This is a genomic window from Curtobacterium sp. BNK-1 (assembly GCF_048685235.1).
GTDB classification, from domain to species: domain Bacteria; phylum Pseudomonadota; class Gammaproteobacteria; order Enterobacterales; family Enterobacteriaceae; genus Pantoea; species Pantoea agglomerans.
Window position 1 is genome coordinate 2,248,755 of record NZ_JBLQTJ010000001.1, and the last position, 25,913, is coordinate 2,274,667.

General features: G+C 59.8%; 21 protein-coding genes. All 21 read right to left on the reverse strand.

Features of this window, described 5'->3' with window-relative positions; all coding sequences use genetic code 11:
* Positions 1-64: 64 nt before the first annotated feature.
* Positions 65-1,846 (reverse strand): thiamine pyrophosphate-requiring protein, encoded by a 1,782-nt coding sequence (locus tag ACMGGP_RS10790; RefSeq protein ID WP_498798424.1) that lies wholly within the window; start codon positions 1,844-1,846, stop codon positions 65-67.
* A gap of 62 nt (positions 1,847-1,908) precedes the next feature.
* Positions 1,909-3,867, reverse strand: a complete 1,959-nt coding sequence (locus tag ACMGGP_RS10795) for a hydantoinase B/oxoprolinase family protein (RefSeq protein ID WP_498798425.1) — start codon at positions 3,865-3,867, stop codon at positions 1,909-1,911.
* Position 3,868: 1 nt separating this feature from the next.
* Positions 3,869-5,914 carry a hydantoinase/oxoprolinase family protein gene (locus tag ACMGGP_RS10800; RefSeq protein WP_498798426.1) on the reverse strand — a complete coding sequence of 682 codons (2,046 nt, stop codon included), beginning with the start codon at positions 5,912-5,914 and terminating at the stop codon, positions 3,869-3,871.
* Positions 5,915-5,932: 18 nt separating this feature from the next.
* On the reverse strand, positions 5,933-6,379 hold the full coding sequence (locus ACMGGP_RS10805; protein WP_033772121.1) for a GNAT family N-acetyltransferase: 447 nt from the start codon (positions 6,377-6,379) through the stop codon (positions 5,933-5,935).
* A 271-nt stretch (positions 6,380-6,650) separates the two neighbouring features.
* On the reverse strand, positions 6,651-7,163 hold the full coding sequence (locus ACMGGP_RS10810) for an Lrp/AsnC family transcriptional regulator (protein ID WP_010247853.1): 513 nt from the start codon (positions 7,161-7,163) through the stop codon (positions 6,651-6,653).
* A 289-nt stretch (positions 7,164-7,452) separates the two neighbouring features.
* Entirely contained in the window at positions 7,453-8,757 is a 1,305-nt protein-coding gene (gabT, locus tag ACMGGP_RS10815) for a 4-aminobutyrate--2-oxoglutarate transaminase (RefSeq protein ID WP_250488464.1), read from the reverse strand.
* A 125-nt stretch (positions 8,758-8,882) separates the two neighbouring features.
* Entirely contained in the window at positions 8,883-10,016 is a 1,134-nt protein-coding gene (locus ACMGGP_RS10820) for a M20 aminoacylase family protein (RefSeq protein WP_129062985.1), read from the reverse strand.
* A gap of 1 nt (position 10,017) precedes the next feature.
* Positions 10,018-10,944: a 2-hydroxyacid dehydrogenase gene (locus ACMGGP_RS10825; protein WP_264366711.1), complete on the reverse strand. Its 927-nt coding sequence runs from the start codon at positions 10,942-10,944 to the stop codon at positions 10,018-10,020.
* Positions 10,944-11,786 carry a GNAT family N-acetyltransferase gene (locus ACMGGP_RS10830; protein WP_498798427.1) on the reverse strand — a complete coding sequence of 281 codons (843 nt, stop codon included), beginning with the start codon at positions 11,784-11,786 and terminating at the stop codon, positions 10,944-10,946. The genes ACMGGP_RS10825 and ACMGGP_RS10830 overlap by 1 nt, the downstream gene beginning before the upstream one ends.
* Before the next feature lie 11 nt (positions 11,787-11,797).
* Complete coding sequence (locus tag ACMGGP_RS10835; RefSeq protein ID WP_498798428.1) at positions 11,798-13,129, reverse strand: NAD(P)/FAD-dependent oxidoreductase; 1,332 nt, start codon at positions 13,127-13,129, stop codon at positions 11,798-11,800.
* A gap of 135 nt (positions 13,130-13,264) precedes the next feature.
* Positions 13,265-14,929 (reverse strand): ABC transporter ATP-binding protein, encoded by a 1,665-nt coding sequence (locus ACMGGP_RS10840; RefSeq protein ID WP_033788375.1) that lies wholly within the window; start codon positions 14,927-14,929, stop codon positions 13,265-13,267.
* Entirely contained in the window at positions 14,926-15,777 is an 852-nt protein-coding gene (locus ACMGGP_RS10845) for an ABC transporter permease (protein ID WP_010247873.1), read from the reverse strand. The genes ACMGGP_RS10840 and ACMGGP_RS10845 overlap by 4 nt, the downstream gene beginning before the upstream one ends.
* Positions 15,774-16,730, reverse strand: a complete 957-nt coding sequence (locus ACMGGP_RS10850) for an ABC transporter permease (RefSeq protein ID WP_010247875.1) — start codon at positions 16,728-16,730, stop codon at positions 15,774-15,776. The genes ACMGGP_RS10845 and ACMGGP_RS10850 overlap by 4 nt, the downstream gene beginning before the upstream one ends.
* 27 nt (positions 16,731-16,757) lie before the next feature.
* Complete coding sequence (locus ACMGGP_RS10855) at positions 16,758-18,365, reverse strand: ABC transporter substrate-binding protein (RefSeq protein ID WP_033758289.1); 1,608 nt, start codon at positions 18,363-18,365, stop codon at positions 16,758-16,760.
* An 82-nt stretch (positions 18,366-18,447) separates the two neighbouring features.
* Positions 18,448-19,725, reverse strand: coding sequence for an NAD(P)/FAD-dependent oxidoreductase (locus ACMGGP_RS10860; RefSeq protein WP_022624965.1), 1,278 nt, complete (start codon positions 19,723-19,725; stop codon positions 18,448-18,450).
* 10 nt (positions 19,726-19,735) lie between these two features.
* Positions 19,736-20,404 (reverse strand): haloacid dehalogenase type II, encoded by a 669-nt coding sequence (locus ACMGGP_RS10865; protein WP_031591248.1) that lies wholly within the window; start codon positions 20,402-20,404, stop codon positions 19,736-19,738.
* A gap of 28 nt (positions 20,405-20,432) precedes the next feature.
* A complete protein-coding gene (locus tag ACMGGP_RS10870) occupies positions 20,433-21,902 on the reverse strand; it encodes an aldehyde dehydrogenase family protein (RefSeq protein WP_498798429.1) in 1,470 nt (489 codons plus the stop codon).
* Between the two features lie 443 nt (positions 21,903-22,345).
* The gene (locus tag ACMGGP_RS10875; RefSeq protein WP_137240861.1) at positions 22,346-23,803 is read right to left on the reverse strand and encodes an NAD-dependent succinate-semialdehyde dehydrogenase; all 1,458 of its coding nucleotides are present in this window, start codon (positions 23,801-23,803) and stop codon (positions 22,346-22,348) included.
* A 160-nt stretch (positions 23,804-23,963) separates the two neighbouring features.
* Positions 23,964-24,923, reverse strand: a complete 960-nt coding sequence (gene cbl / locus ACMGGP_RS10880; protein ID WP_010247887.1) for an HTH-type transcriptional regulator Cbl — start codon at positions 24,921-24,923, stop codon at positions 23,964-23,966.
* 184 nt (positions 24,924-25,107) lie between these two features.
* Positions 25,108-25,560 (reverse strand): hypothetical protein, encoded by a 453-nt coding sequence (locus ACMGGP_RS10885; protein WP_010670915.1) that lies wholly within the window; start codon positions 25,558-25,560, stop codon positions 25,108-25,110.
* Positions 25,557-25,913, reverse strand: a complete 357-nt coding sequence (locus tag ACMGGP_RS10890) for a tlde1 domain-containing protein (RefSeq protein ID WP_010247892.1) — start codon at positions 25,911-25,913, stop codon at positions 25,557-25,559. The genes ACMGGP_RS10885 and ACMGGP_RS10890 overlap by 4 nt, the downstream gene beginning before the upstream one ends.

Consider the following 25,913-nt stretch of genomic DNA (forward strand, 5'->3'; position numbering starts at 1 on the left):
GAGACCCGGACGCGAGTGCATCCGGGATTTAAGGTTAGCGAGGCGCGACCGCCCCACTTAGCCCTTAATGCTTTTTATTGAACCGCTGGCTGGCGGTGTCGCTGATGATCTGTGCCGCACCGCGATCGCCTTTCACCATCGACGCCATAAAGGCTTTCGCCTGTTTAAAGGTGATGTGCGGCGGTAACGGGGCAACTTCCGGATCGGTTTTCACCTCCAGCAATACCGGGCGATCGGCGCTGAGCGCACGCTGCCATGCCGCCGCCAGATCGTCAGGATTATCGACAAAAATACCGACCATCCCAAGCGACTGCGCAAACTCGGCATACTTCACGTCCGGCAGTTGCTGCGAGGCGTCAAAGCGGGGATTCCCCTCCATGACCCGCTGCTCCCAGGTGACCTGATTGAGATCCTGGTTGTTGAACACGCAGACGATCAGGCGTGGATCGGCCCACTGCTGCCAGTATTTCTGGATGGTGATCAGCTCCGCCATGTTGTTCATCTGCATCGCACCGTCACCCACCAGCGCCACCACCGGTTTGTCGGGGTGGGCAAATTTTGCGGCAATCGCATAGGGCACCGCCGCGCCCATACAGGCCAGGCCACCGGAGAGCGAGGCGCGCTGACCCTGCTTAACCCGATAGTCGCGGGCGAACCAGTTGGCACAGGAACCGGAGTCCGAGGTGACAATGGCGTTATCCGGCAGTTGTGGCGACATCTCCCACACCACCCGCTGCGGGTTGACCGGATTAGCGGGTGCCATGGCGCGCTCTTCCATCAGCGTCCACCAGTCGCGTACCTGAAGCGCAATATCTTCCTGCCAGCGGCGATCCTCTTTGTGCTCCAGCAGCGGCAGCAGGGCGCGCAGGGTTTCAGCCGCATCGCCATGCAGATTCACTTCGCTGGGATAGCGCAGGCCGAGCATGGCGGGATCGATGTCTATCTGCACCGCACGCGCCTTGCCCTCTTCCGGCAGGAACTCCGTCCACGGGAAGCCGCTGCCGATCATCAGCAGGGTGTCGCAGTTCTGCATTAAATCGGATGAGGGCTTCGTGCCCAGCAGGCCAATCGAACCGGTCACAAACGGCGCATCGTCCGGCAGCACATCTTTGCCCAGCAGCGCTTTTGCCACGCCCGCACCCAGCACATTGGCGACCTGTACCACCTCGACGGCGGCGTTACGTGCGCCTGCGCCAATCAGAATCGCCACTTTTTTGCCGGCGTTCAGCACCTCAGCGGCGCGTTGCAGATCCGCTTCATAAGGGATCACTTTGGGACGCTGATAGCCGCTGCCGGAATGGGTAAAACCGTGCAGATGCTGCGGCGGCTGCCACTCTTCATCCTGAATATCTTTAGGGATGATGATCACCGCCACGCCGTTTTGCGCTTTGGCGATGCGCACGCCCCGGTCGAGCAGATGGCGCACCTGGGTCGAAGTCGAGGCTTCCTGAACGAAGTTGGCAACGTCCGAGAAGATGCGATCCAGGTTCATCTCCTGCTGATAACTGGAACCGCGCGCGGTCGCTTCCGCCTGTCCGGCAATCGCCAGCACCGGGGCATGATCCATTTTGGCGTCATAGAGTCCTGTCAGCAGATGGGTCGCGCCCGGCCCGCCGGTAGAGAGGCAGACGCCCAGCTCACCGGTGAATTTGGCGTGTCCGGCCGCCATAAAGGCCGCCATCTCTTCGTGGCGTACCTGAATAAATTCGATGCCGTCGCCTTTGGCGTTAGCACGCTGAATGGCGCCCAGCACCCCGTTGATGCCATCGCCCGGATAGCCGTAGATGCGTGTGACGCCCCACTCTTTCAGGCGCTGGACAAAAAAATCACTGGTTTTCATGCTCATCGTCGCGTTTCCCCTTGTAGTCCATGCAGACTTAAAGCGTAGTAGACGATGGGCAATCGCCGTTAATTGTTCGACATTGCCGGGTATCGCTGACGCAAATCACTGAATATTTGTGCCATATCCGCCGTTTCGCCTATCTCTGCCACCGCCCGGAATACCTGTGTTTTCAGGAAGTGACGCCAGCTCACCGGCGCGCTTGCCAGAAAGGCGGTCAGTAACTGATAACGCTGTGGCGTCCAGAGCGTTTCGAAGCGACTCCGTGCTTCGCCGTGCTCAAAATGGTGCGCAACCTGCTGCGGCATCGTGGCGCGCAGGCGCTCCGTTGCTGCCCGATCCACGTGGTGATCAACTACCACCACGCCATACTGCGTCCTGGCTGCCGCGACGCTGAGATAACCGCAGCGCACATCCTGCATCACCGCGTCGGCATCGCGCTGTGTTGGCAGGCCATAACCGCCCGCGCCGGGTCCGCGCACTTCGACCACGTCACCCGGCAGGCAGTGGATCACATCAGTGTTACCGTGATTGATGACCTCACCGTCACGCCGGGTACGAAAGTAAGAGAGCGCCCCACTCTGGCCGCCGACGACGCCCGCCGAGGCAAACACCGATCGGTTACGGTTGCGCGCGGTAATGGTGGTATTGGGCGAGAAAATCTCAAACGCCATTTCGGTGGCTAAACCGCCGCGATAGCGACCGGCTCCGGCGCTGTCCTGGGCCAGTCCGTAGCGATGAAAGCGGATTGGCACTTCCGCTTCGTTGATCTCAATCGGGGTGTTTTTCAGAAAGGCTGAAAGACCGCCGGAGCCGTCAGGCCCATCGTGACGCGGCGTGCCGCCCGCGCCGCCGCCCACCGGACCCAGCGAGGCGACCACACTGCGATTCTGCGTCTGGGTACGAATGTTCATGATTGAGTTGCCGCCCGGTGAATTCGCGGGCAAACGCTCCGGCATCGCCAGCGAGAAGACGCCGATAGTGGCAATCTGCGACAGTGCACAGGTCAGGGAGCGCATCCCTACCGCTGCGGGCGCTTCACAGTTCATGACCGTGCCAGGCGGCAGGATTGCCCTAGTGGGTCGCAGCGTACCGGCGTTAAGCAGCAGTGAACGGTCCAGCGTAGAGAGCGCATAGGTAACACCCACCAGCGCCAGCGGATGCCGCTCACGTCCGCCAGTCGGCATATTCAGCGACGAGGCCAGCTGCGGATCGCTGCCGGTGTAGTCCAGCTCCAGCTGATCGCCCTGCACCCGCAGAGTAATGGCGATACGGCAGGGATAACCGCCCTCGCCATCTTCATCGGCGTAGTCGGCATAGAAGTATTCCCCGTCGGGAATGGTTTTGATAATGCTGCGCGCCTGCGCTTCGGCGTAATCGAGAATGCCCTCAATGCCCTGCAAAAAGTCGGCGATGCCAAAGCGGGCAATAATGTCGTGGATTTTACGCTCGCCGACGTTCACCGACGCCAGCTGGGCTTTGAAATCGCCCCAGTTCTGATCCGGCACCCGCACATTGAGCCGCATGATGCTGGCGACCTCTTCGTTGAGCTGACCCTGCCGCATGATCTTCAGCGGCGGGATGCGAATCCCCTCCTGCACGATATCGGTCAGCGAGCGCGACAGCGAGGCAGGCACCGCGCCGCCGACGTCAGTGTTATGAATGTGGCCCACCACGAAGCAGACAATTTCACCCTGGTGGAACACCGGTTTCCAGATGTGGATATCGGGCGAGTGGGTTGCCACGTTGCCGGCGTAAGCGTCGTTGGTAATGCAGATGTCGCCGTCAGCGTACTCTTCAATCAGCGCCAGTACCGGCGCATAGTCGATGCCGCTGTACCAGGGGGCGCCGAAGCTGCGCGGCGAGGCGAACGCCAGGCCGCTGCGGCTGACAATCTGGCAGGAGAAATCTTCCGTCTCTTTAACAAAGGTGGAGTGCGCCGTGCGCATCAGGGTAAAGGCCATCGCATCGGCAGCCGCGGCGCAGTAGTTCGCCAGGATCTGTAAGTTACGTCCATCAATCGCCATGTTATGCCTCGTTCGCCGTGATCAGCAGATTACCGAATGAATCGACCGTGACGCCCATGCCGGGCGGCACGCAGGTGGTGCAGTCATCCTGGGCGATGATGACCGGGCCACTGAGCTGATGTCCGGCACGCAGCACTGAACGCAGCACTAAATCAACCTGATGCCAGCCGCCGTCGATCCACGCCCTGGTCTGTTTCAGTACCGGCACCGGTTCCGTGGCCGGAGCCAGTGGGTTAATCACCGGTTTCGGCGTCGGTGATGCAATCACCAGCCGCAGGTTGATCAACTGCACCGGCGCCTGCGGGTCACAGTGACCAAACAGCTGCTGGTGCTGCCGGTCAAATGCGTCATGCAGCGCAGTGAAATCCGCCTGCGCCAGCCAGTTCGCCTCCAGCGGTACGTCGATCTCAAACGACTGACCGCGATAGCGCATATCCGCGCTGAACTGCAGGCTGTAAGGCATATCGCTGCCGTGCTCCTGGGCCAGCCAGCCACAGGCGCGCTGCTGTAATGCTTCGGCTTCACTGGCCAGGGTGTCGGCCAGGGCGGGTGTCAGATCGCCGTAGAGCGTGCGGATAAAGTCGTTACGAATGTCCGCCACCAGCCCGCCCAGCGCGGACAGCACGCCCGGCGTCGGCGGCACAATCACCCCTTTCATATTCAGTTCGCGGGCCAGAAAGCAGCCCATCATCGGACCCGCTCCGCCAAAGGCGAGGAACCAGAATTCACGCGGATCGAGACCAAAGCGCGACAACAGCCCGCTGGTGTCGCTGTACATGCTGGAGATCGCCAGCTGGATGGCGGTCTCTGCCGTTTCCTGCACCGTGACGCCAAGCGCATCCGCCAGCGGCTGCCAGGCCGCGCAGGCGGCGTCCACATCAACAGTGACGGCGTTATAACCCAGCGCGCCATGGCCCATCATGCCGCAGGCGGCGAACGCATCGGTGGCGGTGGGTTGCGTGCCGCCGCGCTGGAAGCAGACCGGGCCAGGCAGCGATCCGGCACTGTCCGGGCCCATCTGCAGCACACCCTGACCATCGATCCACGCCAGCGAGCAGCCGCCCTGACCCACCGAGGTGACGGCGACAGAAGGAATAAAGATTGGGAAATCCCCGATAATTTCGCCGTTGCCCTGCGCCACTTTGCCGTCGATGATCACCGCCACGTCGGCGCTGGTGCCGCCGATATCCAGGCTGAGGATTTTGTCAAAACCGCAGGCGCTGGCGAGATAGCTGGCACCAATCACCCCGGATGCGGTGCCGGAGAGCACCATCTGCACGCATTCGCGTTTCGCCTGATCGACGCCCATCACCCCGCCGTTGGATTTGGTGATGCGTGGCGGCGGCCTGACGCCGAGCCGTTGCAGCGCCTGCTCAAAGGATTCCAGGTAGTGGATCACCATCGGCTGCACGTAGGCATTAATGGTGGCGGTAATGGTGCGTTCATATTCACGGATGATCGGCCAGATGTCAGCGGAACAGGAGGTCAGCAGCTCGGGTGCCACCTCGTCGATAATCGCCTTCACCGCCGCTTCATTGTGCCGGTTGCGATAGCTGTGCAGCAGCGACACCACAATGCCCTGACAGCCTGCCGCGCGTGCCTGAGCGATTGCGTCGAGCACGCTCTGGCGATCAGGCGCGTGCAGCACGTTGCCGTGCGCGTCACTGCGTTCACGGATGGCAAACACCCGATCGCGGGTGATCAGCGGAGCAGGACGCCGGGAGAAAAGGTCGTGGATATGCGGGATTTTAAGCCGGGCCAGCTCCAGGACATCGCAGAAGCCCTCCGTGGCGAACAGCGCCAGCCGCACGCCGCGCCGCTGGATCACCGCGTTAATGCCTACCGTGGTGCCGTGGGTGAAGTAACCAATCTCAGCGGGATCAATGCCCTGATGCTGCTGAAACTGCGCCAGTCCGGTAACGATTTCGCTGCCTGGCTGATCCGGTCGCGACAGGACTTTCAGGGTGTGAATCTGGTTCGTTTGCTGATCGAGCACGGCGAAATCGGTAAAGGATCCACCAATATCCACGCCAACGCGGTATCGCATATCGGGGTAACTCCAGTGTCAGGAAGGGGGAAATTCCATCAGCGCCTCGGGATGCTGCACCACACGCCAGCCGAGCCGCTGATAGACCTGATGGGCATCCTGGGTTGAGAGCATCCAGCGATGCACCGTTTGCAGCTCCGGGTGTTCACGGACGCAGGTTGCCAGCCAGCTGCCCAGCCCGTGACCGCGCCAGTTTTCATCAATCATTACGTCACACAGCCAGCCAAACCGGGTGTAGTCAGTAATCAGTCGGGCAAAACCAATCTGTCTCTGCTGGTGATAGAGGCCAAACGGCAGCGAACCGGCAATCGCCCGCACGGTTTTGGCCAGCGGCTGGCCTTTGGCCCAGTAGGACTTCTCCGCCAGCTGGATGTGGATCCACGCCAGGTCGAGCCGCTGGCGGCTGGTGGAGACAGTGAACGCCTCGCGCTGCCACTGCTGGTCAGCAATCTGCAATGAGTCCATGACAACTCCTTGTATCGGTTGAAAACAGTGTAAAAGGGTTCGCCCAACTGTTGAGGCTGTAGCGCGCTACAGAACCGGTTGTTGCGACTGAATTTTGCGTCATGAAGAAATTTTATGCTGAGGGGGCATCTGGCACATTAACGGGAGAAGTGAAGCGGATGGGCGAACAAAAGTGCGGCTGGGGTGAATCAGGAAAGAGTAAGCAGAAACAAGGCAGGTGACGGCCCTCTCTCCACCGGTAAACATGGCGAGGGCGACGCCTGGCCGCCCGCTACACGCCGAACTCCACCGAATTGTGCTTGCCGATCAGCGATCGCAACGGCACGCTGCTTTTCATGATCGGGGATTTGATCACGATATAGCTGAAGTACTTATCGATGCCGATCTGAGCGTCGAGCATCTTCTCAATCACTTCCTGGTAATGTTCAATGCTGCGGGTAATAAAGCGCAGCAAATAGTCATAGCCGCCGGTAATCAGATGGCACTCCATCAGCTCATCGACGTCGCGCATCGCACTTTCAAATTTCATAAAGTCTTCGCGGCGATGGCCTGACAGGGTGACTTCGGTAAAGACCGTCACCGAATCGGTAATGCGGGTGAGATTAATGTGCGCTTCATAACCGGTGATAAAACCGGCCTGTTCCAGACGTTTGACCCGTTGCAGACAGGGACTGGGCGAAAGGCCTACGGCGTCGGCGAGGTTAACGTTGCTGATACGGCCATCTTTCTGGAGTTGCACCAGGATGTTGATGTCGATGCGGTCGAGTTTCATTAAGCCGTTCATAGCACCCCCTCATTGTCAGAGTCTGTCCCGCCAGGCGTCATTGTTGCAGGCAGTCTGGAGACGGACAGCGCGGAACAACCGGCGCGTACATGGCGTACGTGAGGATTGTAAGCACTGACCAGGTTCAGACTGACAAATGAAATAGCCTGATGGGATAGACGCTTAATTAAATGTGCAGAACCTCCCGAAGGTATATCACGCTTTACCGTAAACGCGCCAGCGCTTCGCAGTGGTTATACCAGCGGGAGATTTTCAAATTACTTTAACAATATCAATGAGGAATCGCACTTTACCCCAACCGGCCGGTTGCGCGGGCCAGCGCAATATCGAAAATATGCAGCGCCTCTTCCAGCTGTGAGTCGGTGGTGACCAGCGGCGCCAGGAAACGGATGGTGTTGCGATGCAGGCCGCATTTGATCAGCAGCAATCCTTCCTGGCAGGCGCTGTCGAGGATCTTCTGGGTTAAGGCCGCATCCGGGCGACCGGTTTCGAAATCGAGGATCTCTACCGCCTGCATAAAGCCTACGCCGCGGACGTCACCGATACAGGCATATTTATCCGCCAGCTGCCGCAGTCGTGCATTGAGTTGCTCACCAAGCTGGCAGGAGCGCTGCAACAGGTTTTCCTGCTCAAACAGATCCAGTACCGCCAGCGCCGCCGCACAGGCCAGTGCGTTGCCGCCATAAGTACCGCCTAACCCGCCAGGCGTCGGTGCATCCATGATCTCCGCACGCCCCACTACACCGGAAATCGGCAGACCGCCGCCCAGGCTTTTCGCCAGCGTGACTAAATCGGGTTTGATACCCAGTTGCTGGAAGGCGAACATCGTGCCGGTACGCCCGAAGCCGGACTGGATTTCATCACAAATCAGCAGAATACCGTGCTGGCTGGTGATGCGACGCAGCGCCTGCATAAATGCCGGGCCAGCGGGCAGGAAGCCGCCGTCACCCTGAACCGGCTCAATGATAATCGCCGCGACCCGCTCCGGCAGGATCTGCACCGCAAACAGCTGATCCAGCGCTTTCAGGCAGTCCGCTTCAGTAATACCGTGCAGCGGGTTCGGGAAGGGCAGACGGTAAATATCGCCGGGGAACGGGCCAAAATTCTGTTTGTAAGGCGCGGACATGCCGGTCAGGGTGATACCCAGCAGGGTGCGGCCATGAAACGCACCATCAAAAGCGATGATGCCAGAGCGCTGGGTGTGTGAGCGGGCAATCTTCACCGCATTTTCCACCGCTTCCGCGCCGCTGGTAAAGAAGACGCTTTTGTACGCCTCATCGCCGCCCACCAGTTTGTTCAGCCGCTGCGCCAGCTCGATGTAGCCCGGATAGGCCACCACCTGAAAGCAGGCATGAGACACCAGACCGAGCTGGCGGGTCACCGCATTGACCACCGCCGGGTGATTGTGGCCGACATTCAGCACCCCGATGCCGCCGACAAAGTCGAGATAGCGATTGCCCTCCACGTCCCACACTTCACTGCCTCTGGCGCGTTCGATCACCAGCGGATGGGCGGTAACTACGCCGCGCGGCACGTTCTGCTCGCGTGCATCCAGTAACAGGCTGTTATCGGAGTATGCTTGCTGCTCTGCCATGACATTCTGCATTTTAAACCCTCATCCACGTAACGTTCGGTTGGCTCAAGTATCGCAACCCGCTGGTTTGTCACGCTGCCGTAATTCCTCAGACAGCGGCATTTCCTGTCAAAATCCTGCGGCATTCAGCAGGGAAATTTCTCTGCCAGCGCCTGACGAATCAGCGTGACAAAAACGTTAACGCCATGCGGGATCAGCGCATCGTTGAAGTCGTATGCAGCATGATGCAGCGGCTTGCAGGGTGCCGACCCCAGCCACAGATAGGCACCGGGCCGCGCCTGCAGCATAAAAGCAAAATCTTCTGAGGTAAGTGCGGGCTGGGGCGCGGCCTCAGCCGTAATGCCCGCCTGCGTCAGCGCCTGCAGGCAAAACTGCGCTTCAGCATTACTGTTCAGGGTCGCCGGGTAGTAGCGCAGATAGCTGACCTCTGCGTGCAAACCGTGGGCGGCGGTGATGTGCTCCGCCATCTGACGCAGTCGTGCTTCAATCGTCGCCTGCGCTGCCGGGCTGAAAGTGCGCACCGTGCCGGTGATGTTCGCCTCCGCCGGGATCATGTTGTGCGAAAAGCCGCCCTGCATCCGGGTGACGGTGAGCAGCGCCGTTTCGCACGGATCCAGGGCGCGCGAGACCAGAGTATTCAGCTGCACCACCAGCTCGCTGGTCGCCAGCAGAGTATCGCGCGTCAGATGCGGCTGCGCGGCATGACCGCCTCCGCCCAGTACCCGGATATCAAAGCGATCAGCCGCTGCCATGATCGCGCCAGGGCGGGTCTGTACCTGGCCGAGCGGCAGTTCCGGCCAGTTGTGGATGGCGTAGACCGCCTCACAGGGAAAACGGCTGAAGAGGCCATCGTCAATCATTGCCTTTGCGCCCGCCAGCCCCTCTTCGGCGGGCTGGAAGATAAAGCAGACGCTGCCATCAAAGCTGACGTCGCGCGCCAGTTTTTCTGCCGCTCCCAGCAGCATCACGGTGTGACCGTCGTGGCCGCAGGCGTGGCTCACCTGCTCCGCGCGGCTTTGCCAGTCGGTGCCGCTCTGATCCTGCATCGGCAGCGCATCCATATCAGCCCGCAGGCCAATCATGCATTCACTGCTGCCCTTTTTCAGTATCCCGACCACGCCGGTTTTACCGATGCCGCGATGCACCTCAATGCCCAGCTGTTGCAGAAAGTTCGCCACGATGTCGCTGGTGCGCTGCTCCTGAAAGCCCAGTTCCGGGTGCGCATGCAGGTCGCGGCGCAATGCCACCAGATGTTCCATCTTAATATCCTCGCGAACGGTCAATCTCACCATGCAGCGGCTCGCCACGCTGATAGCGCCGCAGGTTTTCAAGCAGTGCCGCAATGGCGCTCTCATTCTGAGTCTGGCTGGCGATGTGGGGTGTGAGCCAGATGGCGGGATGGTGCCAGAAGGGATGACCCGGCGGTAACGGCTCCGGGTTGGTCACATCGATCACGGCGGCACGGAGCTGCCCGCTCTCCAGCGCCTGCAGCAGATCGTCCTGATTCAGCTGGGGGCCGCGCCCGGCCTGCACCAGCGCCGCGCCCTGTGGTAGCTGATTAAACAGGGTGCGGTTAAGCAAACCCTGTGTGGTGTCAGTCAGCGGCAGCAGGCAGACCAGAATCTCGCTGTGCGCCAGAAACGCATCGAGCTGATCGTCACCGTGCCAGCAGCGGACGCCGGGAATCTGGCGCGGTGTGCGGCTCCAGCCAGCGCAGTCAAAGCCCAGCGCCACCAGCTGTTGCAATGCGGCCTGGCCCAGTTCGCCCAGCCCCATGACGCCTACCCGACGCTGCGCGGCAGGTAATATCGCGTGTGTCAGCCACTGCTGCTGGCGTTGCTGATGAAAATAGCGCGGCATGTCGCGATGCAGGCCGAGCACCGCGAAGGTGACATACTCCACCATGCCCTGGGTCAGGCCTGGCTCGATCATCCTGATCACCGGCAGGTCGGGCGGCAGCGCGCCAAGGTCAAACTGATCGGCCCCGGCACCCACGGAGAACAGTAGTTTCAGCCGGGGGAAAAGCACGGTGATGTCAGCCGGTGGCTGCCAGGCGACCAGCGCCTCAACCTGCTCTGGATCGCCGGTCTCAGGCCAGATATGCAGCTGAATGTCAGGCGCATGCGCTGCCAGCCAGCGCTGCCAGATGCGGCCACGTTCCGGCTCCGATTTATAGACGATATGCATCAGGCCATCGCCTGCGTCATCAGTCCAAACGCCTGCATACCCTGCGGTGTCCAGGGCGTGCCGCGCACCATAGTCGCAGGCGCATCGACCTGAGGGATGCCGAGGCTCTGTAGCCAGGCGGCCATCGGCAGCGCGGCATCGGTGTCGATGCGCAGGAATTCCCCCTGCAGCGACTGCATCAGCGAGGCGACCAGCGCCTTCGCTACCGCGAAGTCTCCCGCGATGATCGGGCCTATCGCCCAGCCGTGACCAAAGCGGCGCAGGCTGGCGAAGCCCTGAATTTGCTGTTGGTCATCCTGCAACAGCACCGTCTGGCAGTCGCGCAGCAGGTGGTCGAACAGTGCCGGACGATGCATGCCGTGCGCCTGCTGATCCAGCGTCACCAGTGTGGCGTGATCGGCCAGTGTTGCCGGACGCAGCTGCAGTCCCGCCGGGATCACGACGTCTGGAAGGGTGGTCACTGCGCGGGTCTGGTGCTGGCGAATCTCACCGCAACTGACAAACCCGAGTTTTTCATACAAACCTTTGCCCATCTCGGTGGCGTGCAGACGCACGTTACAGTCGGGTAATTTTTCCAGTTGCGCCAGCATCAGCTGTTTGCCCAGGCCACGCCCCTGCTGCTGGTTATCGACGATCACCAGCCCCAGCGTGGCGGCGCGCTCGCCCCAGCGCCAGAGCACCGCGCTCGCAATCAGCTTGCCCTGCTCTTCAATCACCGTGCCCTCGCCCAGCTGCAGCGCCAGCGCCCAGTCTTCACATCGGTGGGGCCATTTCAGTGCCTGCGTTAAGGTGAAACAGGGGTCGATATCGTCCGGCGTCATTGCGCGTATTTTCAGGCTCATTGCAGGTCTCCTTACATCATGCCTGGCGTTTCAAGTCCGCTGCCGTCAACCAGACGGCTGTAGCGATAAGGGGTGGGATCAACAACTGGCGTGGCTTCGGTCGCCAGATCGGCTGCCAGTCGTCCGGCACCCGGTCCGATACCAAAGCCGTGGGCGCTGTAGCCCGCCGAGAGCACCAGCCCCGGCAATTTTGCCACGGTGGAGATCACCGGAATCGCGTCCGGGGTGCTGTCAATCATGCCGCCCCAGGACTGCGCCAGCCGCAGGTTCGCCAGCGCCGGATATTCACGCCGCATCGCCGCCAGCCCCTCTTCCACGATCGTTGCATCGGCTGCCGGATCGAGTATGCGCATGCGCTCAAACGGCGACTCGCGGTCAAATGCCCAGCCACCCATCGCTTCCGGGCCATTGAATAACGGCGACAGGCCAAGATTCAGGGTGAGATTCTTGCGGCGACTTTTAAAGGTCGGATAGAACTGGCGGGCATAGCGCAGCCCCTGCGCGCCCGGTTCCAGACGCCCGCGACCCGAGACTGAGACAGTGTAACTGCCGTCTATTTGTGGCCGACAGGCAAAGCCAGGTGTGTAGAGTGGCATTGCAATCGCCTGTTCAATGGGCTGCGTGCGGAAGGCGGTGCCAATCACGTTGCCCAGCGGCAGATCGATACCGTGACGACGGCAGAACATTGAGGTCCAGGCCCCGGCGGCACAGATCACCCGGCTGGTTTTGATCAGGCCGCGCTCGGTCCAGACGCCGCTGACCCGTCCGGCGGCGATATCCAGCCCGCGCACCGCACATTGCTGAAACAGCAGCGCGCCTTTTTTCAGCGCGCCCGCCACCAGCCCGGGCGCGGCCAGCCGTGGTTCGGCGTGACCGTCAGTTGGCGCTGAGAGACCGCCCCGCCAGTTTGTGGTGCTGCCGGGCGTCATCGCTTTGGCCTGCTCCGCCGTGAGGATCGAACTGCGCACGCCATAGCCTTTTGCCATCTGGATCCACTTATCCCAGGCCGCAATGTCCGACTCTTCCTGCGTGGCGTAAACCAGCCCGCTGCGGCGGAAACCCAGCTCTTCGCCGGTTTCATCGTTAAGCTCACCCCAGCGTTGCAGCGCATAAATAATCAGCGGCAATTCACGTTCATCACGGTTCTGCTGGCGACACCAGCCCCAGTTACGGCTCGACTGCTCCGCCCCTACCAGGCCTTTTTCGATTAGCACGACCTTCAGTCCCTGCTTCGCCAGCTCCCAGGTGGCGGCGGCTCCGGCGATACCGGCGCCAATCACCACTACATCGGCGGAATCGGGAAAATTCGCACTGTCCTGTACATAACGAATCGGTGCAGGCATAACAAGACTACCTCTGTTGTCAGTATCTGGTCTGGCACAGGGCGATATCACCGCTGTGCCTTGACCCGTGCCGCCCGCGCATTACATCAGTGCTGTGCAGGCGGATTAATCAGGGTGCCCGTTGCTTCAGGCAACTCACTCTGCTTTTAAAATCTCTTCATGCTCATCCAGCCAGCCCTGACGCAGCTCCGGCACCGCGCGTTTCAGCCGCTCGAAATACAATTCGCTGGTCGGCTTGTCGTAGTCGCTGCGCGCCAGCTGGGTGACGATGCGACCGCTCTTCATCACCACGATTTCATCACACACCGCGCGTACCGCATGCATGTCGTGGCTGATGAAGATCACCGAGAGTCCCAGTTCGCGCCGCAGTTCGCTGATTAAGTCGAGGACGGCGGCGGCAACCACTGTATCCAGCGCCGAGGTCACTTCATCACACAGAATCAGATCCGGCTCAGCCGCCAGTGCGCGCGCCAGATTGACGCGCTGCTTCTGCCCCCCGGAGAGCGCCCAGGGACGCCGCCACAGCACGCTGCGCGGGAGCTGCACCAGATCCAGCAGCTGATAAAGCCGCTGCTGTCGGGCCGCACCGCTCAGACCGTGAAACAGCGTCAACGGACGCGACAGGATGCGTTCAACGCTGTGGGCCGGGTTCAGCGCGGTGTCTGCCATCTGGAATACATATTGAATGCGGCGCAGCTCGTTGTCAGGCCGTTTTTGCATATCGCCCGAGATGTAGTGGCCGTTGAACAGAATATGGCCGTGGCTTGGAGCGTTGAGTCCGGCAATGGCATGCGCCAGAGTGGTTTTGCCTGAGCCTGACTCACCAATGATGCCAATCGCCTGCCCTTTCCACAGCCTGAGATTGATATCTTCCAGAATGCGTATTTTCGGATAGCCGTCGCTGCCACGCGGACCATAACCTGCGCTGAGGTCGCGCACCTCAAGCAGCGGCTGAATATCGGCGGCAACCGGGCACCAGTTGCTGGGCCGCTCTTTCTGCCGCGCCGCCTCCATCAGTAAGCGGGTGTACTCCGCCTGCGGTGCGCCGATCAGATGCGCGGTGCTGCCATACTCCGCCATTTTGCCGCGCAGTAGCACCAGTATCCGGTCTGCCATCTGCGCCACCACGGCTAAATCGTGACTGACGTAAATCGCCGTGACGCCGCGCTGCACCACCACGCGGCGAAACGCCTTCAGCACTTCCACCTGCGTGGTCACATCCAGCGCGGTAGTAGGTTCATCAAGGATTACCACGTCAGGATCGCCAATCAGCGCCATCGCCGTCATCAGACGCTGCAACTGACCGCCCGACACCTGGTGCGGGAAGCGGTCACCAATGGTCTCGGGGTTGGGCAGCGCCAGTTCGCGGAACAGCTCAATCGCTTTGGCTTTTGCCGCTTTGCGGGTCAGGGTGCCGTGGATAACCACCGGCTCAATCACCTGGTCGAGGATCTTCATGCCCGGATTAAACGACGCTGCCGCGCTCTGGGCGATATAGGCGACTTTGTTGCCACGGAAAGCGCGCAACTGCCCCGGCGTCAGGCTGTTAACGTCGGTGCCGGCAACGTGAATGTTGCCGTCGGCGATGCGGCACCCGCTGCGGGCGTAACCCATCAGCGCCATCGCGATAGTGGTTTTACCTGAGCCGGATTCGCCAATCAGCGCCAGCACTTCGCCCTTCTGCACGGTAAAGTGAATGTCGGAAACCAGGTCGATCTCTTCGCCGCGATCGGTCTGCGCAGTGACGCGCAGTTTATCCACCGAAATCACCGGCATGGCGGTATGTGGTGTCACGTTCATGCTCCCTCCTTCGCCAGCGTCATCGGACGCATCGCCTGCAGGCTGTCAATAAACAGGTTGGCGCCAATGGTCAGGCTGGCAATCGCCAGCGCGGGCATCAGCACCGCAGGCGAGCCGTCAAACAGCCCCTGCATATTTTCACGCACCAGCGTGCCCCAGTCGGCGTAGGGCGGCTGAACACCCAGACCGAGGAAGCTCAGGCCGCTCAGCAGCAGCACGATGTAGACAAAGCGCAGACCAAAGTCAGTCAGCATCGGGTGCACCATATTGGGCAGGATATCGTGAATGGCGATATACCAGCGGCTTTCGCCCCGCAGCCGTGACGCCCGGACGTAGTCCATGCTGCGTAGCGAGCTGGCCATGGCAAACGCGATACGGAATGCGCCCGGCCAGTAGGTGAAGACCGCCGTGAGGATCAGCATTGGCAGTGAGGAGCCAAATACCGCGACTATCATCAGGGACAGCACTTTACCCGGCAGTACCAGCAGCGCGTCGTTGACGCGGCCCAGTACCTCCTCCAGCCAGCGCCCCGCCACCGCTGCCAGCAGCGCCAGCAGCGTGCCGATCAGGCTGGCCAGCAGCGCCGCACTCAGCGCCAGACCGATAGAGAACTTCGCGCCATAGAGAATGCGGCTCAGCATGTCGCGCCCAAGGTAGTCGGTGCCTAACAGGTTATCGGACGTCAGGCCGCCCATCAGCGGGCCGCCGCCGATGTCATCAATGCTGTGCGGGGCCAGCGGGGTGCCGAATACTGCCATCAGCAGCCAGAACAGCGACATGATCAGACCCAGCCGTCCCGACCAGGAGAGCGACTGTAAGAAACGCCAGGGCAACGAGAGAATATTCATGCGCTTCTCCATTTCGGGTTAAAGGCGATAGTCAGAATGTCTGCCGCCAGCAGCAGGACCAGGTAGCAGGCGGCGAACAGCATCACGCAGAGCTGCACCACCGGCAGGTCGCGGTTACTGACCGCATCCACCAGTTGGCTGGCGAGACCGGGATAGCTGAAGATGGTTTCGATGATGATTACCCCGCCAAACAGATAGGAGAGGCTGAGTGAAATGGCATTGGCGATGGGGCCGACCGCGTTAGGCAGTGCGTGACGCAGCACCGCTCTCAGCGGTGAAACCCCTTTCAGCAGCGCCATCTCCAGATAAGGACTGTCGAGCTGGTTGATAATGGCTGCCCGCGTCATACGTGCCATCTGCGCCACCAGCACGCAGCAGAGTGTCAGCACCGGCAGCGCATAGGCTTTAAGGTAACTCAGCAGGTCGCTATCCGGGCTGCCGAACGACATCGCCGAGACCCAGTGCAGCTTGACGGCAAAAATCAGCACCGCCACCGTCGCCACCAGAAACTCCGGCACGGCAACCGTCGCCATGGTGCCGATGACCAGCGCCCGATCGAGTCGGGAACCGCGGTTCATCGCCGCAATAATGCCGATAATCAGCGCCAGCGGCACGCAGATCAGCGTGGTGATACCCGCCAGTTCAAAGGTGGCGGGAATGCGCTGCGCCACCAGTTGCGAGACCGGCAAATGGCTGGCAAACGAGGTGCCAAAGTCGCCCTGCACCATGCCTGTCAGCCAGTGGAAGTAGCGCATCAGCAAAGGCTGATCGAGACCCAGCTGCTGCCGTAACGCCGCCACCGTTTCCGGCGTGGCGTTCTGGCCGAGGATCATCTGCGCTGCGTCGCCCGGCAGCAGGCTGGTGATGAAAAACACCACCGCCGAGACGATAAGCAAAGTCAGGATGCCGGCGCCAATTCGCCGGGCAATCAGGAACAGCATGTATCGGTTCATCGGCGTACTCCTTCCTCAAATAACGTATCAGGCGCTCAGCCACGCAAATTCATGGAAGCGATAGCCCATCATCATGCCCGACGGCCAGGCCTCCACCCCTTTGACCTTTTTGTTGTAGCCATCCGTGGAGCTGATAAAGGTCGGGATAAGGGTGCCGCAGTGGTCATAAATCAGCGTCTGCATGTCACCATACATCTGCTTGCGTTTCGCCTGATCGCGCTCACCGCGTGCCGCGACCACCAGCTGATCAAACTGAGGGTTTTTCCAGCCCGATTCGTTATTCGGTGCGGTAGAGAGATAAAACTGTGAGAAGAGCATGTCGAGCGTCGGACGCGGATTTATCGAGCCATATCCCACCGGATCTTTCATCCAGTGCGAAGACCAGTAACCGTCATACGGCACACGTCGCACTTTGATGTTCAGCCCTGCCCCGCGCGCCATCTGCTGGATCATCTGACCGCCTTCATTTGCCCCTTCGATATTCGGCGTGGTGATAATCTCCACCGTGGAGCCGGCCATGCCCGCTTTTTTGATGTGGAACTTCGCTTTTTCAATGTCCAGCGCACGCGGTTTGAGATCGGCGTTATAGAGCGGATGCCACGGCGGCACCGGGGTGTCATTACTGACGTCGCCGTAACCCTGCAGCACCGTTTTCACCAGCATTTCACGTGGCTGCAGATATTTCATCGCCAGCACGAAATCTTCGTTGTTACCCGGCTTCACATCGGTGCGGATAATCAGGTTGGTGTACATGCCCGATTTACTCTCCAGCACGCCAAATTCGCTGCTGGCTTTGATGCGCTTGCAGTCGGCAGCGGTCAGCGTGGAAACCATCTGCAGATCGCCCGACATCAGGGCATTAACGCGCGCGGCGCCGTCGGTGACGCCGATGAGTTCTACCTCATCCAGATGCGGCAGACCAGGTTTGTAGTAGTTGGGGTTTTTGGTGCCGATGGTGCGCGTACCCGGCATAAATGTTTTGCAGACAAACGGACCGGTGCCGATGCCTTTGCTGAAATCTTTGGTGCCGTCCGGCACGATCAGAAACGGCGGTGTCGCCAGCATATAAGGGACGTCGAAGTTAGCGCTGCTCAGCTCCAGCTGCACCTCGTTATCATTGACCGCGCTGAAGGTTTTGAACTGATCGGCCAGCTTAAAGGCGATAGAGGCGATGGCCGGATCTTTGTGACGGCTGAGCGAGTAAATGACATCTTTGGCGGTCAGCGGTTTGCCATCATGGAAAGTGACTCCCTTACGCAGTTTGATATGCCAGGTTATGCCGTCGCTGGATTCCAGCGATTCGGCCAGCGCCGGTTGCGCCATCAGGTTTTTATCCAGCTCGGTCAGGCCGCTGTAGAACATGAACTGGCGGGTGTAATCCGCACTGTTGTTACTTTTGGCCGGATCAAGTGTATCGGTGGCCGAGGCATTCGACATCGCTGCCCGCAGTTTACCGCCCCTGACCGGCTTGTCATCCGCCAGTGCCGCCCCTGAAAAAGTGATCAGGCCGCTGCTCATCACCGCACCGGCTGAGAGCATTTTCATCAGACTGCGACGTGAAAGTGAGCCTTCTGTGATCATGCGCGTCAGTGCCGGATTTACCGCATCAGCGTCGTTATTATCAAATTTACTCATCTCTGTACCCTCAATAGTCAGGCGAACCGGGGATCATGTTCTAACGGTGCTGATAACCTGGCGGTCAGCACCCGACGGGACGTTATGAAAGGCGATCCTTTGCTTTGTAATAGAGTCCTGCGAGCGGTAAAAACCATGGCTTGCCGTGATAACCGGGCAGCGCGGGCCATGTGTCGCGCTGCCAGGGATTTTCAGTGCGCTTTTCAGCCAGCAGACTGGCCATGACGCGTCCCATCCACACCGACATCTGGGTACCGTGACCGCTGTAGCCCAGTGAATAGAAGAGGCCATCCTGTTCACCCGCGTGCGGCAGACGGTCGGCGGTCATATCAACCATACCGCCCCAGCAGTAATCCACCTGCGACTGGCCGAGCTGTGGCAGCATCTGCGTCATCGCCCGGCGCAGGATCTCACCGCTACGCGAGTCCGACGTCGGGTTGCTGACGGCAAACCGCGCCCGCCCGCCAAACACCAAACGGCGATCGGCCGTGGTACGGAAGTAGTTGCCGATATTCAGTGAGGTAACATAGGTGCGATCGTTTGGCAGCACCTGGCGCAGCAGCGCCGGGTCGAGCGCCTCCGTCACCACGATAAAGCTGCCGACCGGCACAATGCGGCGCTGAAACCAGGGAAAAGGGCCGACGTTGGAGCAGCCGGTCGCCATCAGCACTTTGTCCGCCAGAATGGTGCCCTGCGCGGTCTCTACCCGATGCTGATAACCCTTCAGGCGTTCTAGCTTCGTCACGGCGTGGTGCGGAAAAATCTTCGCGCCGCTGCGGGCGGCGGCCTCAGCCAGCCCGACGCCGAACTTGCCCATGTGCATCTGACCGCCACGTTTCTGCAGCAGGCCGCCGTGGAAGTCATCGCTGGCGATCTCGTCACGCACTGCGGTTTTGTCGAGCAGTTCGATCTCCGGGTCAACGGTGCGCCGCATCAGCTCATACGCTTCCTGCAGCCCGGCCACATGCGACGCTTTGCTGGCGAGCTTGAGTTTGCCGCACAGCCGGAAGTCGCAGTCGATCGCTTCATCCTGGATCAGTTGCTGGACATAGCTCACCGCCTCATCAAACGCCCGGTAGAAGCGGCTGGCCTGCTCCAGACCCTGGCTCGCCACCAGCGAGGCGAAGTTCTGCGCCACACCGGTGTTGCAGTGGCCGCCGTTGCGCGCCGAGGCCTGACTCATCACGTCGCCACTCTCCAGCAGCACCACGCTGATGCCGCTGCGCGCCAGGTTCAGGGCCGCCGAGATGCCGGTGAAGCCACCGCCAATCACCACCACGTCCGCCTGTGCGGGCAGCGGTTCGCGTGCGGCACCGGTAAAGGCCGGAGCGGTGGCCTGCCAGAACGATTCCAGTTTCATGGGGTGTTCCTCAGAGTCCGACGACGCCAGGCAGGCCGCCGATATCGTTGATTTCGGTGTACTGGTAATACGGATTCGCCGGTTCATGACCGCGATTGACCCAGACTTTGTTTTTGATGCCGAGATCGTGGGCAGTCATCAGGTCATAGCGGAAGCTGGAGGAGACGTGCAGGATCTCCTCAGGGCCGCAGCCGAGCTTGTCCAGCATGTACTCGAAGCCCTTCATCTGTGGTTTGTAGGCTCCCGTCTCTTCTGCCGTGATAGCCATATAGATTGGTGCGCCCAGACGCGGTTCGTGATGCGGGATCAGGTCTTTCATCGAGTTGGTCAGCAGCACCAGCGGAAACTCCTTAGCCACCTTTGCCAGCCCGGCGGGCACGTCGGGATGCGGACCCCAGCTGGCGCAGTCGGTGTAGATAAAGTCGCTGTCGGCTTTGTCCCAGCGGACGCCCCACTTTTTGCAGGTGCGCTGCAGGGCATTACTCACCACGTCGTAATAGGGTTTCCACGCGCCGAGCACCTCATCCAGCCGGTAGCTGGAAAAGTCGGTGGTAAAGGCGAGCATTGCGTCAGGGTCGACGCGGTCGCTGAAACAGCGCTGCGCGGCACCCGCCATATCGAAGCGAATCAGCGTGCCGTAACAGTCAAACGTGATGAATTTCGGTTTAAACAGTGCCATGTAACACCCTCGTCATTGTCAGTTGCGCTTAGAAATCGATGAGTACACTCTTCTGGCGCTGGCAGGCCTGAAACGCCTGGCGGCCTAAATCTTTACCAATGCCGGAGCCAAGAAAGCCGCCGGTCGGAATGATGAAGTCGCCGGAGCGGCCATAGCGGTTGATCCAGACGGTGCCCGCGTCGATGGCGCGCATTGCCCGCAGCGCGCGCGGCAGACTCAGGGTGTGAACACCGGCGCAGAGGCCATAGGTGTCATGGGCGGCCATCGCCAGTCCCTGCTCTTCATCATCAAACGTCTGCACCGTCAGCACCGGACCAAAAATCTCCTGCTGGACCGCCGGGTTATCCTGCGTCACGTGACTCAGCAGCGTGGGCTGCCAGAACCAGCCGTCGTCGGTGTCGGCAAAACGCTCACCGCCCACCAGCACTTCTGCGCCCTGCGCTTTTGCCGCCTCAATAACCGAGCAGACTTTGTTGCCCTGTCGTTCGTCGATCAGCGGCGCGTAGCGGCTGCCCTCCTGCCAGGTGACACCCGGTTTAACCTCCCGGCAGAGTTGAGCCAGCCGCTCCACCAGCGGATCGGCAATGTTGCGCTGCACAATAAGACGGGTGCCCGCCACGCAGGCCTGACCGCCGTTGGCGGTGAAGCCGCGCAGAATACGCTGGGCCAGCACCTCAAGGTCACCCGCGTCATCAAACACCAGTTGCGGACTTTTGCCGCCCAGTTCCAGCGTCACCGGCTTCATGCCGTGCTGCGCGGCATCGCTCATGATGCGCGCGCCGGTCAGGGTCGAGCCGGTAAACGAGACTTTGCGCACCAGCGGATGTTTTACCAGTGCACTGCCGGTCACCGCGCCACTGCCCTGGACAATGTTCAGCACGCCCGCCGGCAAGCCCGCCTGAATGGCCAGTTCGGCCATGCGCACGGTAGAAAACGGGGTCAGTTCAGAGGGTTTAAGCACCACCGCATTGCCCGCCGCAAGCGCCGGTCCGCATTTCCACGACGCCATCGACAGCGGGAAATTCCACGGGGTAATCGCAGCGATAACGCCATAAGGTTCGGCAATCAGCATGCCCAGGCTGCTGTCGCGGGTGGGAAAGAGATCCCCGCTGTATTTGTCAGCGCATTCGGCATAGAAGCGAATCGCTTCGGCGGTAAAAGGAATTTCGTGCAGCACCACGTCATTGATCGGCCGGGTGGAGCCCAGCGCTTCCAGCTGTGCCAGCAGCGCGTCCTGCTCAATCAGATCGGCCCAGCGGCGCAGTACCCGTCCGCGTTCGCGCGGCGGACAACCGGACCAGCCGCTGCTTTTCAGCGCCTGATGCGCCACAGTCACGGCACGATCGACATCCTGCGGCGTGGCGTCCTGCAGCGTGGCATAGACCCTGCCATCCGAGGGACGTTTAACCTCAAAGGATGCGCCCTGGCTCTGGCAGTGCTGGCCGCCAATATAATGGCCGGCTGGAAGAGAAACTTTTTCCGGGTCGAAACTTAACATGGAAGAATTCCTTATTTGTTACACCCATCAGTTGCTGGTTTATTAGCGTTTAAAACTGCCGGTTTCTGCGCTGTTAATAAGCTAATGCAGAAAGTATGCCAGCCGGGCAAAAAATAAAAATGCGTTTAAAACAGTGCAAAAAAATTTTCTGCCGTATTGGCGGTAGATTTTTTGTGGAATTGCCGAACAATTAAACAGATGATTTACTTCACAAAATTTATGCGCCCTGCTGGTGCAACCTGCACGGAAATTGCACCAAAGCGGATATTTCGGGTCAGGCGGCTCATTCCGGTTCACATGACCCGCCGATTTAACGACCCGCTTCACATCCCTGATAAATTCTTTAATTTTTCAGAACAATTATTTGACGCCGGTAAGTTTTTACGGAGCCTCAGGCAAAAAAAAGCCAGCCGGATTATCCGGCTGGCTTTTTTCATTTTTAGTTACAGACTGCCAATGTGAAATGTTTTCTGTTCCAGATATTCATCAATTCCGTAGCGGGAACCTTCCCGGCCAATACCGGAGAGTTTCACGCCGCCAAACGGCGCGACCTCCAGGGAAATAGCGCCGGTATTAAAGCCGACCATGCCAAACTCCAGCGCCTCCGCTACCCGCCATGCGCGCCGGATGTTCTCGGTAAAGAAATAGGCACCCAGGCCGTAGGGCGTGTCATTTGCCATCGCGATTGCCTCCTCTTCATCATCGAAGATAAACAGCGGCGCGACCGGACCAAACGTCTCTTCATGGGCGATGCGCATGGTGGCGGTGACCTCACCGAGCACCGTGGGCTGCACAAAGGTCCCGTTGCCCTGGCTGATGCCGCCGGTCAGCAGCGTTGCTCCCTGGCTGAGCGCATCATCGATATGACCGTTCACTTTCTCTACCGCGCGGCTGTTGATCAAAGGGCCAATAGTGCTGTCGGGCGCAAAACCATCGCCCACTTTCAGGGTGGCGACCGCCTCCAGCAACCGGGCGGTGAAACGCGGATAGATACTTCGCTGCACCAGGATGCGGTTAGCGCAGACGCAGGTTTGTCCTGCGTTGCGGAACTTGCTGAGCATGACCCCCGCGACGGCAATCTCAATATCGGCATCATCAAACACGATCAGCGGCGCGTTGCCACCCAGCTCCAGACTCAGGCGCTTGATGCTGTCGGCGCTCTGTTGCATCAGCAACTGTCCGATGCGGGTTGAACCGGTAAAGGAGATTTTACGTACCGTGCGGCTTTCGGTCAGCGCCGCGCCAATCTCCGTGGGCAGGCCGGTCAGCACCTGCAACACGCCGGACGGGAAGCCGGCGCGCTCTGCCAGCACCGCCAGTGCCAGCGCCGACAGCGGTGTTAACTCGGAAGGTTTAACAATAATCGGGCATCCGGCGGCCAGCGCGGGCGCCACCTTGCGGGTGATCATCGCAATCGGGAAGTTCCACGGCGTGATCGCGGCGGCAACGCCTACCGGCTGTTTCAGCACCAGGATGCGCCGGTCCTCGCTGGGTGCGGGAATGGTGTCGCCATAGATGCGGCGTGCCTCTTCCGCGAACCATTTCACGAAGCTGGCTCCATAGAGCACTTCGCCTCTGGCTTCCGCCAGCGGTTTGCCCTGCTCGGCGGTCATGATAATCGCCAGGTCGTCAGCGTGTTCAATAATCAGTTGATGCCACTTTTCCAGCAGCGCGGCACGGCTGGCATTGGTGGTTTTGCCCCAGCTGATGCGCACCGTTTCCGCATAAGCTATCGCCTGCCCGGTTTCTGCCCGACCCAGTGCCGGAATCGTCGCCAGGGTTTCGCCCGTGGCGGGATCGATAACCGGCAGCGTGGCGCCCTGATGCGCATCCTGCCAGCGTCCATTAAACAGCGCCTGCTGGCGCAGCAGATCGCTATCGTTAAGTTGTAGTCGCGACATATCATCCCCTTGTGGTCAGCTGATTCCACTTTATCGCGCCGGGTCAGCGCAGGATGTTGTTGTGCGGGGTGAGAAAGGTCGATGAGAGAAATTTTCGCGGTGATTTGAAATTTTATGCCGTGCGGAAACAGGCGCGCATCCGGGTGGATGCGCCGTGTGCTTAAATCTGGAAGTCGATAACCGGTTCGTCGTCATTGCTGTAGGAGAGCGCCTGACGCTTGATCTCTTCCAGCGACAGGTTGGCGTTGCAGAGTTCCAGGAACTGCCAGACGTAGTTGCGTTGCAGCTGGCCGCGTTTGAGGCCGAGCCATACGGTGCTGGCATCGAACAGATGCGTGGCATCGAGGCGCACCAGCTCTTCACTCTCTTCAGTTTCACACGCCTGATCGGCCAGTATCCCCACGCCTAAACCGAGTTTGACGTAGGTTTTCACCACATCGGAGTCCTGAGCGCTGAGCACGATATCTGGTTTTAAACCGGCCGTCTGGAACGCACGGTCCACCCGCGAACGTCCGGTGATACCCTGCCGGTAGGTAATCAATGGATAGCGGCTGAGCGTGCTCAGTGAAACCGGCTGGTTCTGCACCAGTTCATGCCCTTTCGGCACCAGTAAGGCGTGATGCCAGCTGAACCAGGGGAACGCCGCCAGGCTGCTATTGTTGACCAGTAATTCACTGGCGATGCCAATGTCCGCCTCACCCGCCAGCAGCATGGTGACAATTTCCTGCGGCGACCCCTGATTAAGTTCAAGCCGGACGTTGGGATAGAGCTGACGAAACGCTTTGATCACTTTCGGCAGGCTGTAGCGCGCCTGAGTATGGGTAGTGGCTATGGTCAGGATGCCGCTGGTTTCATTGGTAAAGACATCGGCCAGACGTCGCACTTTGCCCGCTTCATCCAGGATACGCTCAGCGATGGTCAGCAGCGCTTTGCCCGGCTCGGTCATCCCCAGCAGGCGCTTGCCGCGACGGATAAAGATCTCAACCCCGAGTTCATCTTCCAGGTCACGAATATGCCGACTTACTCCCGACTGGGAGGTAAACAGCGTATTAGCGACTTCCGTTAAGTTAAACTCACAGCGGGCCGCCTCGCGGATGATTTTAAGCTGCTGGAAATTCACGGTATTTACCTCCCTTTACATAATCTGATTATCTGATGGTAAGAACTATTATTGATAACCGGAAATACTAAAAAATTCGGATTTATGACTTTAGGGAATAACGGGGTGGGTTTTGGGGTGCAGAGAGGTTTGAGATGGGCGGCCGGACTTCAGAGTTTGACTGAAACCCGGCCTGGGGGAGAGGCTATTTTACAGAAGGCGATAGATTACGCATTCTGGCGCTCTCTGCTTTCATCTCTTCATAGCTTGCTTCCAGGATCCACAGACAGGTCGCACCCTGGTCAGTTGCCAGTAGCGCCAGACGGGTTTGTTGATAAAAATCCTCTATAAAGGCTGTAGGTTGCTCAGCCGGAACGCTGCAGACAATGTCTGTACCTGCCATATGGGGCCAGGATCTGGCGTCAATAACCCGGAGCGTCTCCAGCACGCCCGGGGTATTCTTCGCTAACGCCGAGGCAAGGGCATCCTCCATCCGGGTTGCCTGCTGAACATCAGCCGTAGCTGCCAGTTGGGGCACTTTTGCAAGCCAGGCTTGCTCTCCTGACGCGATGCCCTTCAGCGAATTTTCCCAGTCGGATGTATTCGCTCCAGCCCAGACCGCGAAGGGCAGAAGGCCAATCAATATCAGATATTTCATCGGACCACCTCCAGCGTCCCGCCTTCCCGCAGCACGCGTCGCCGGGTTGCAAGTGACATAATGATGCAGCCTTCTGAGGCGAAGCCCGCTGGCTTATTGACCCTTTCGCCATGAATGCGAAATGCCGAACGGCCAAAAGACTCTCCGGAAGTCTGCACCAGAATAATGGTCAGGGGTCCTTTTGATGTGGAGTGCCCTGCAATTCTGTACGTTCCCTGAGGAAGGGGCCCCATCCCTCTTACATGCTGGCGATCGGGATTATTTTTGTTAGTCAGACTACCTGAGTAGCCAGCCTCAATAAATTCACTGTTGTGGTATAAGTGACCCGTGCTTTGCTCATATGTCCATGTCAT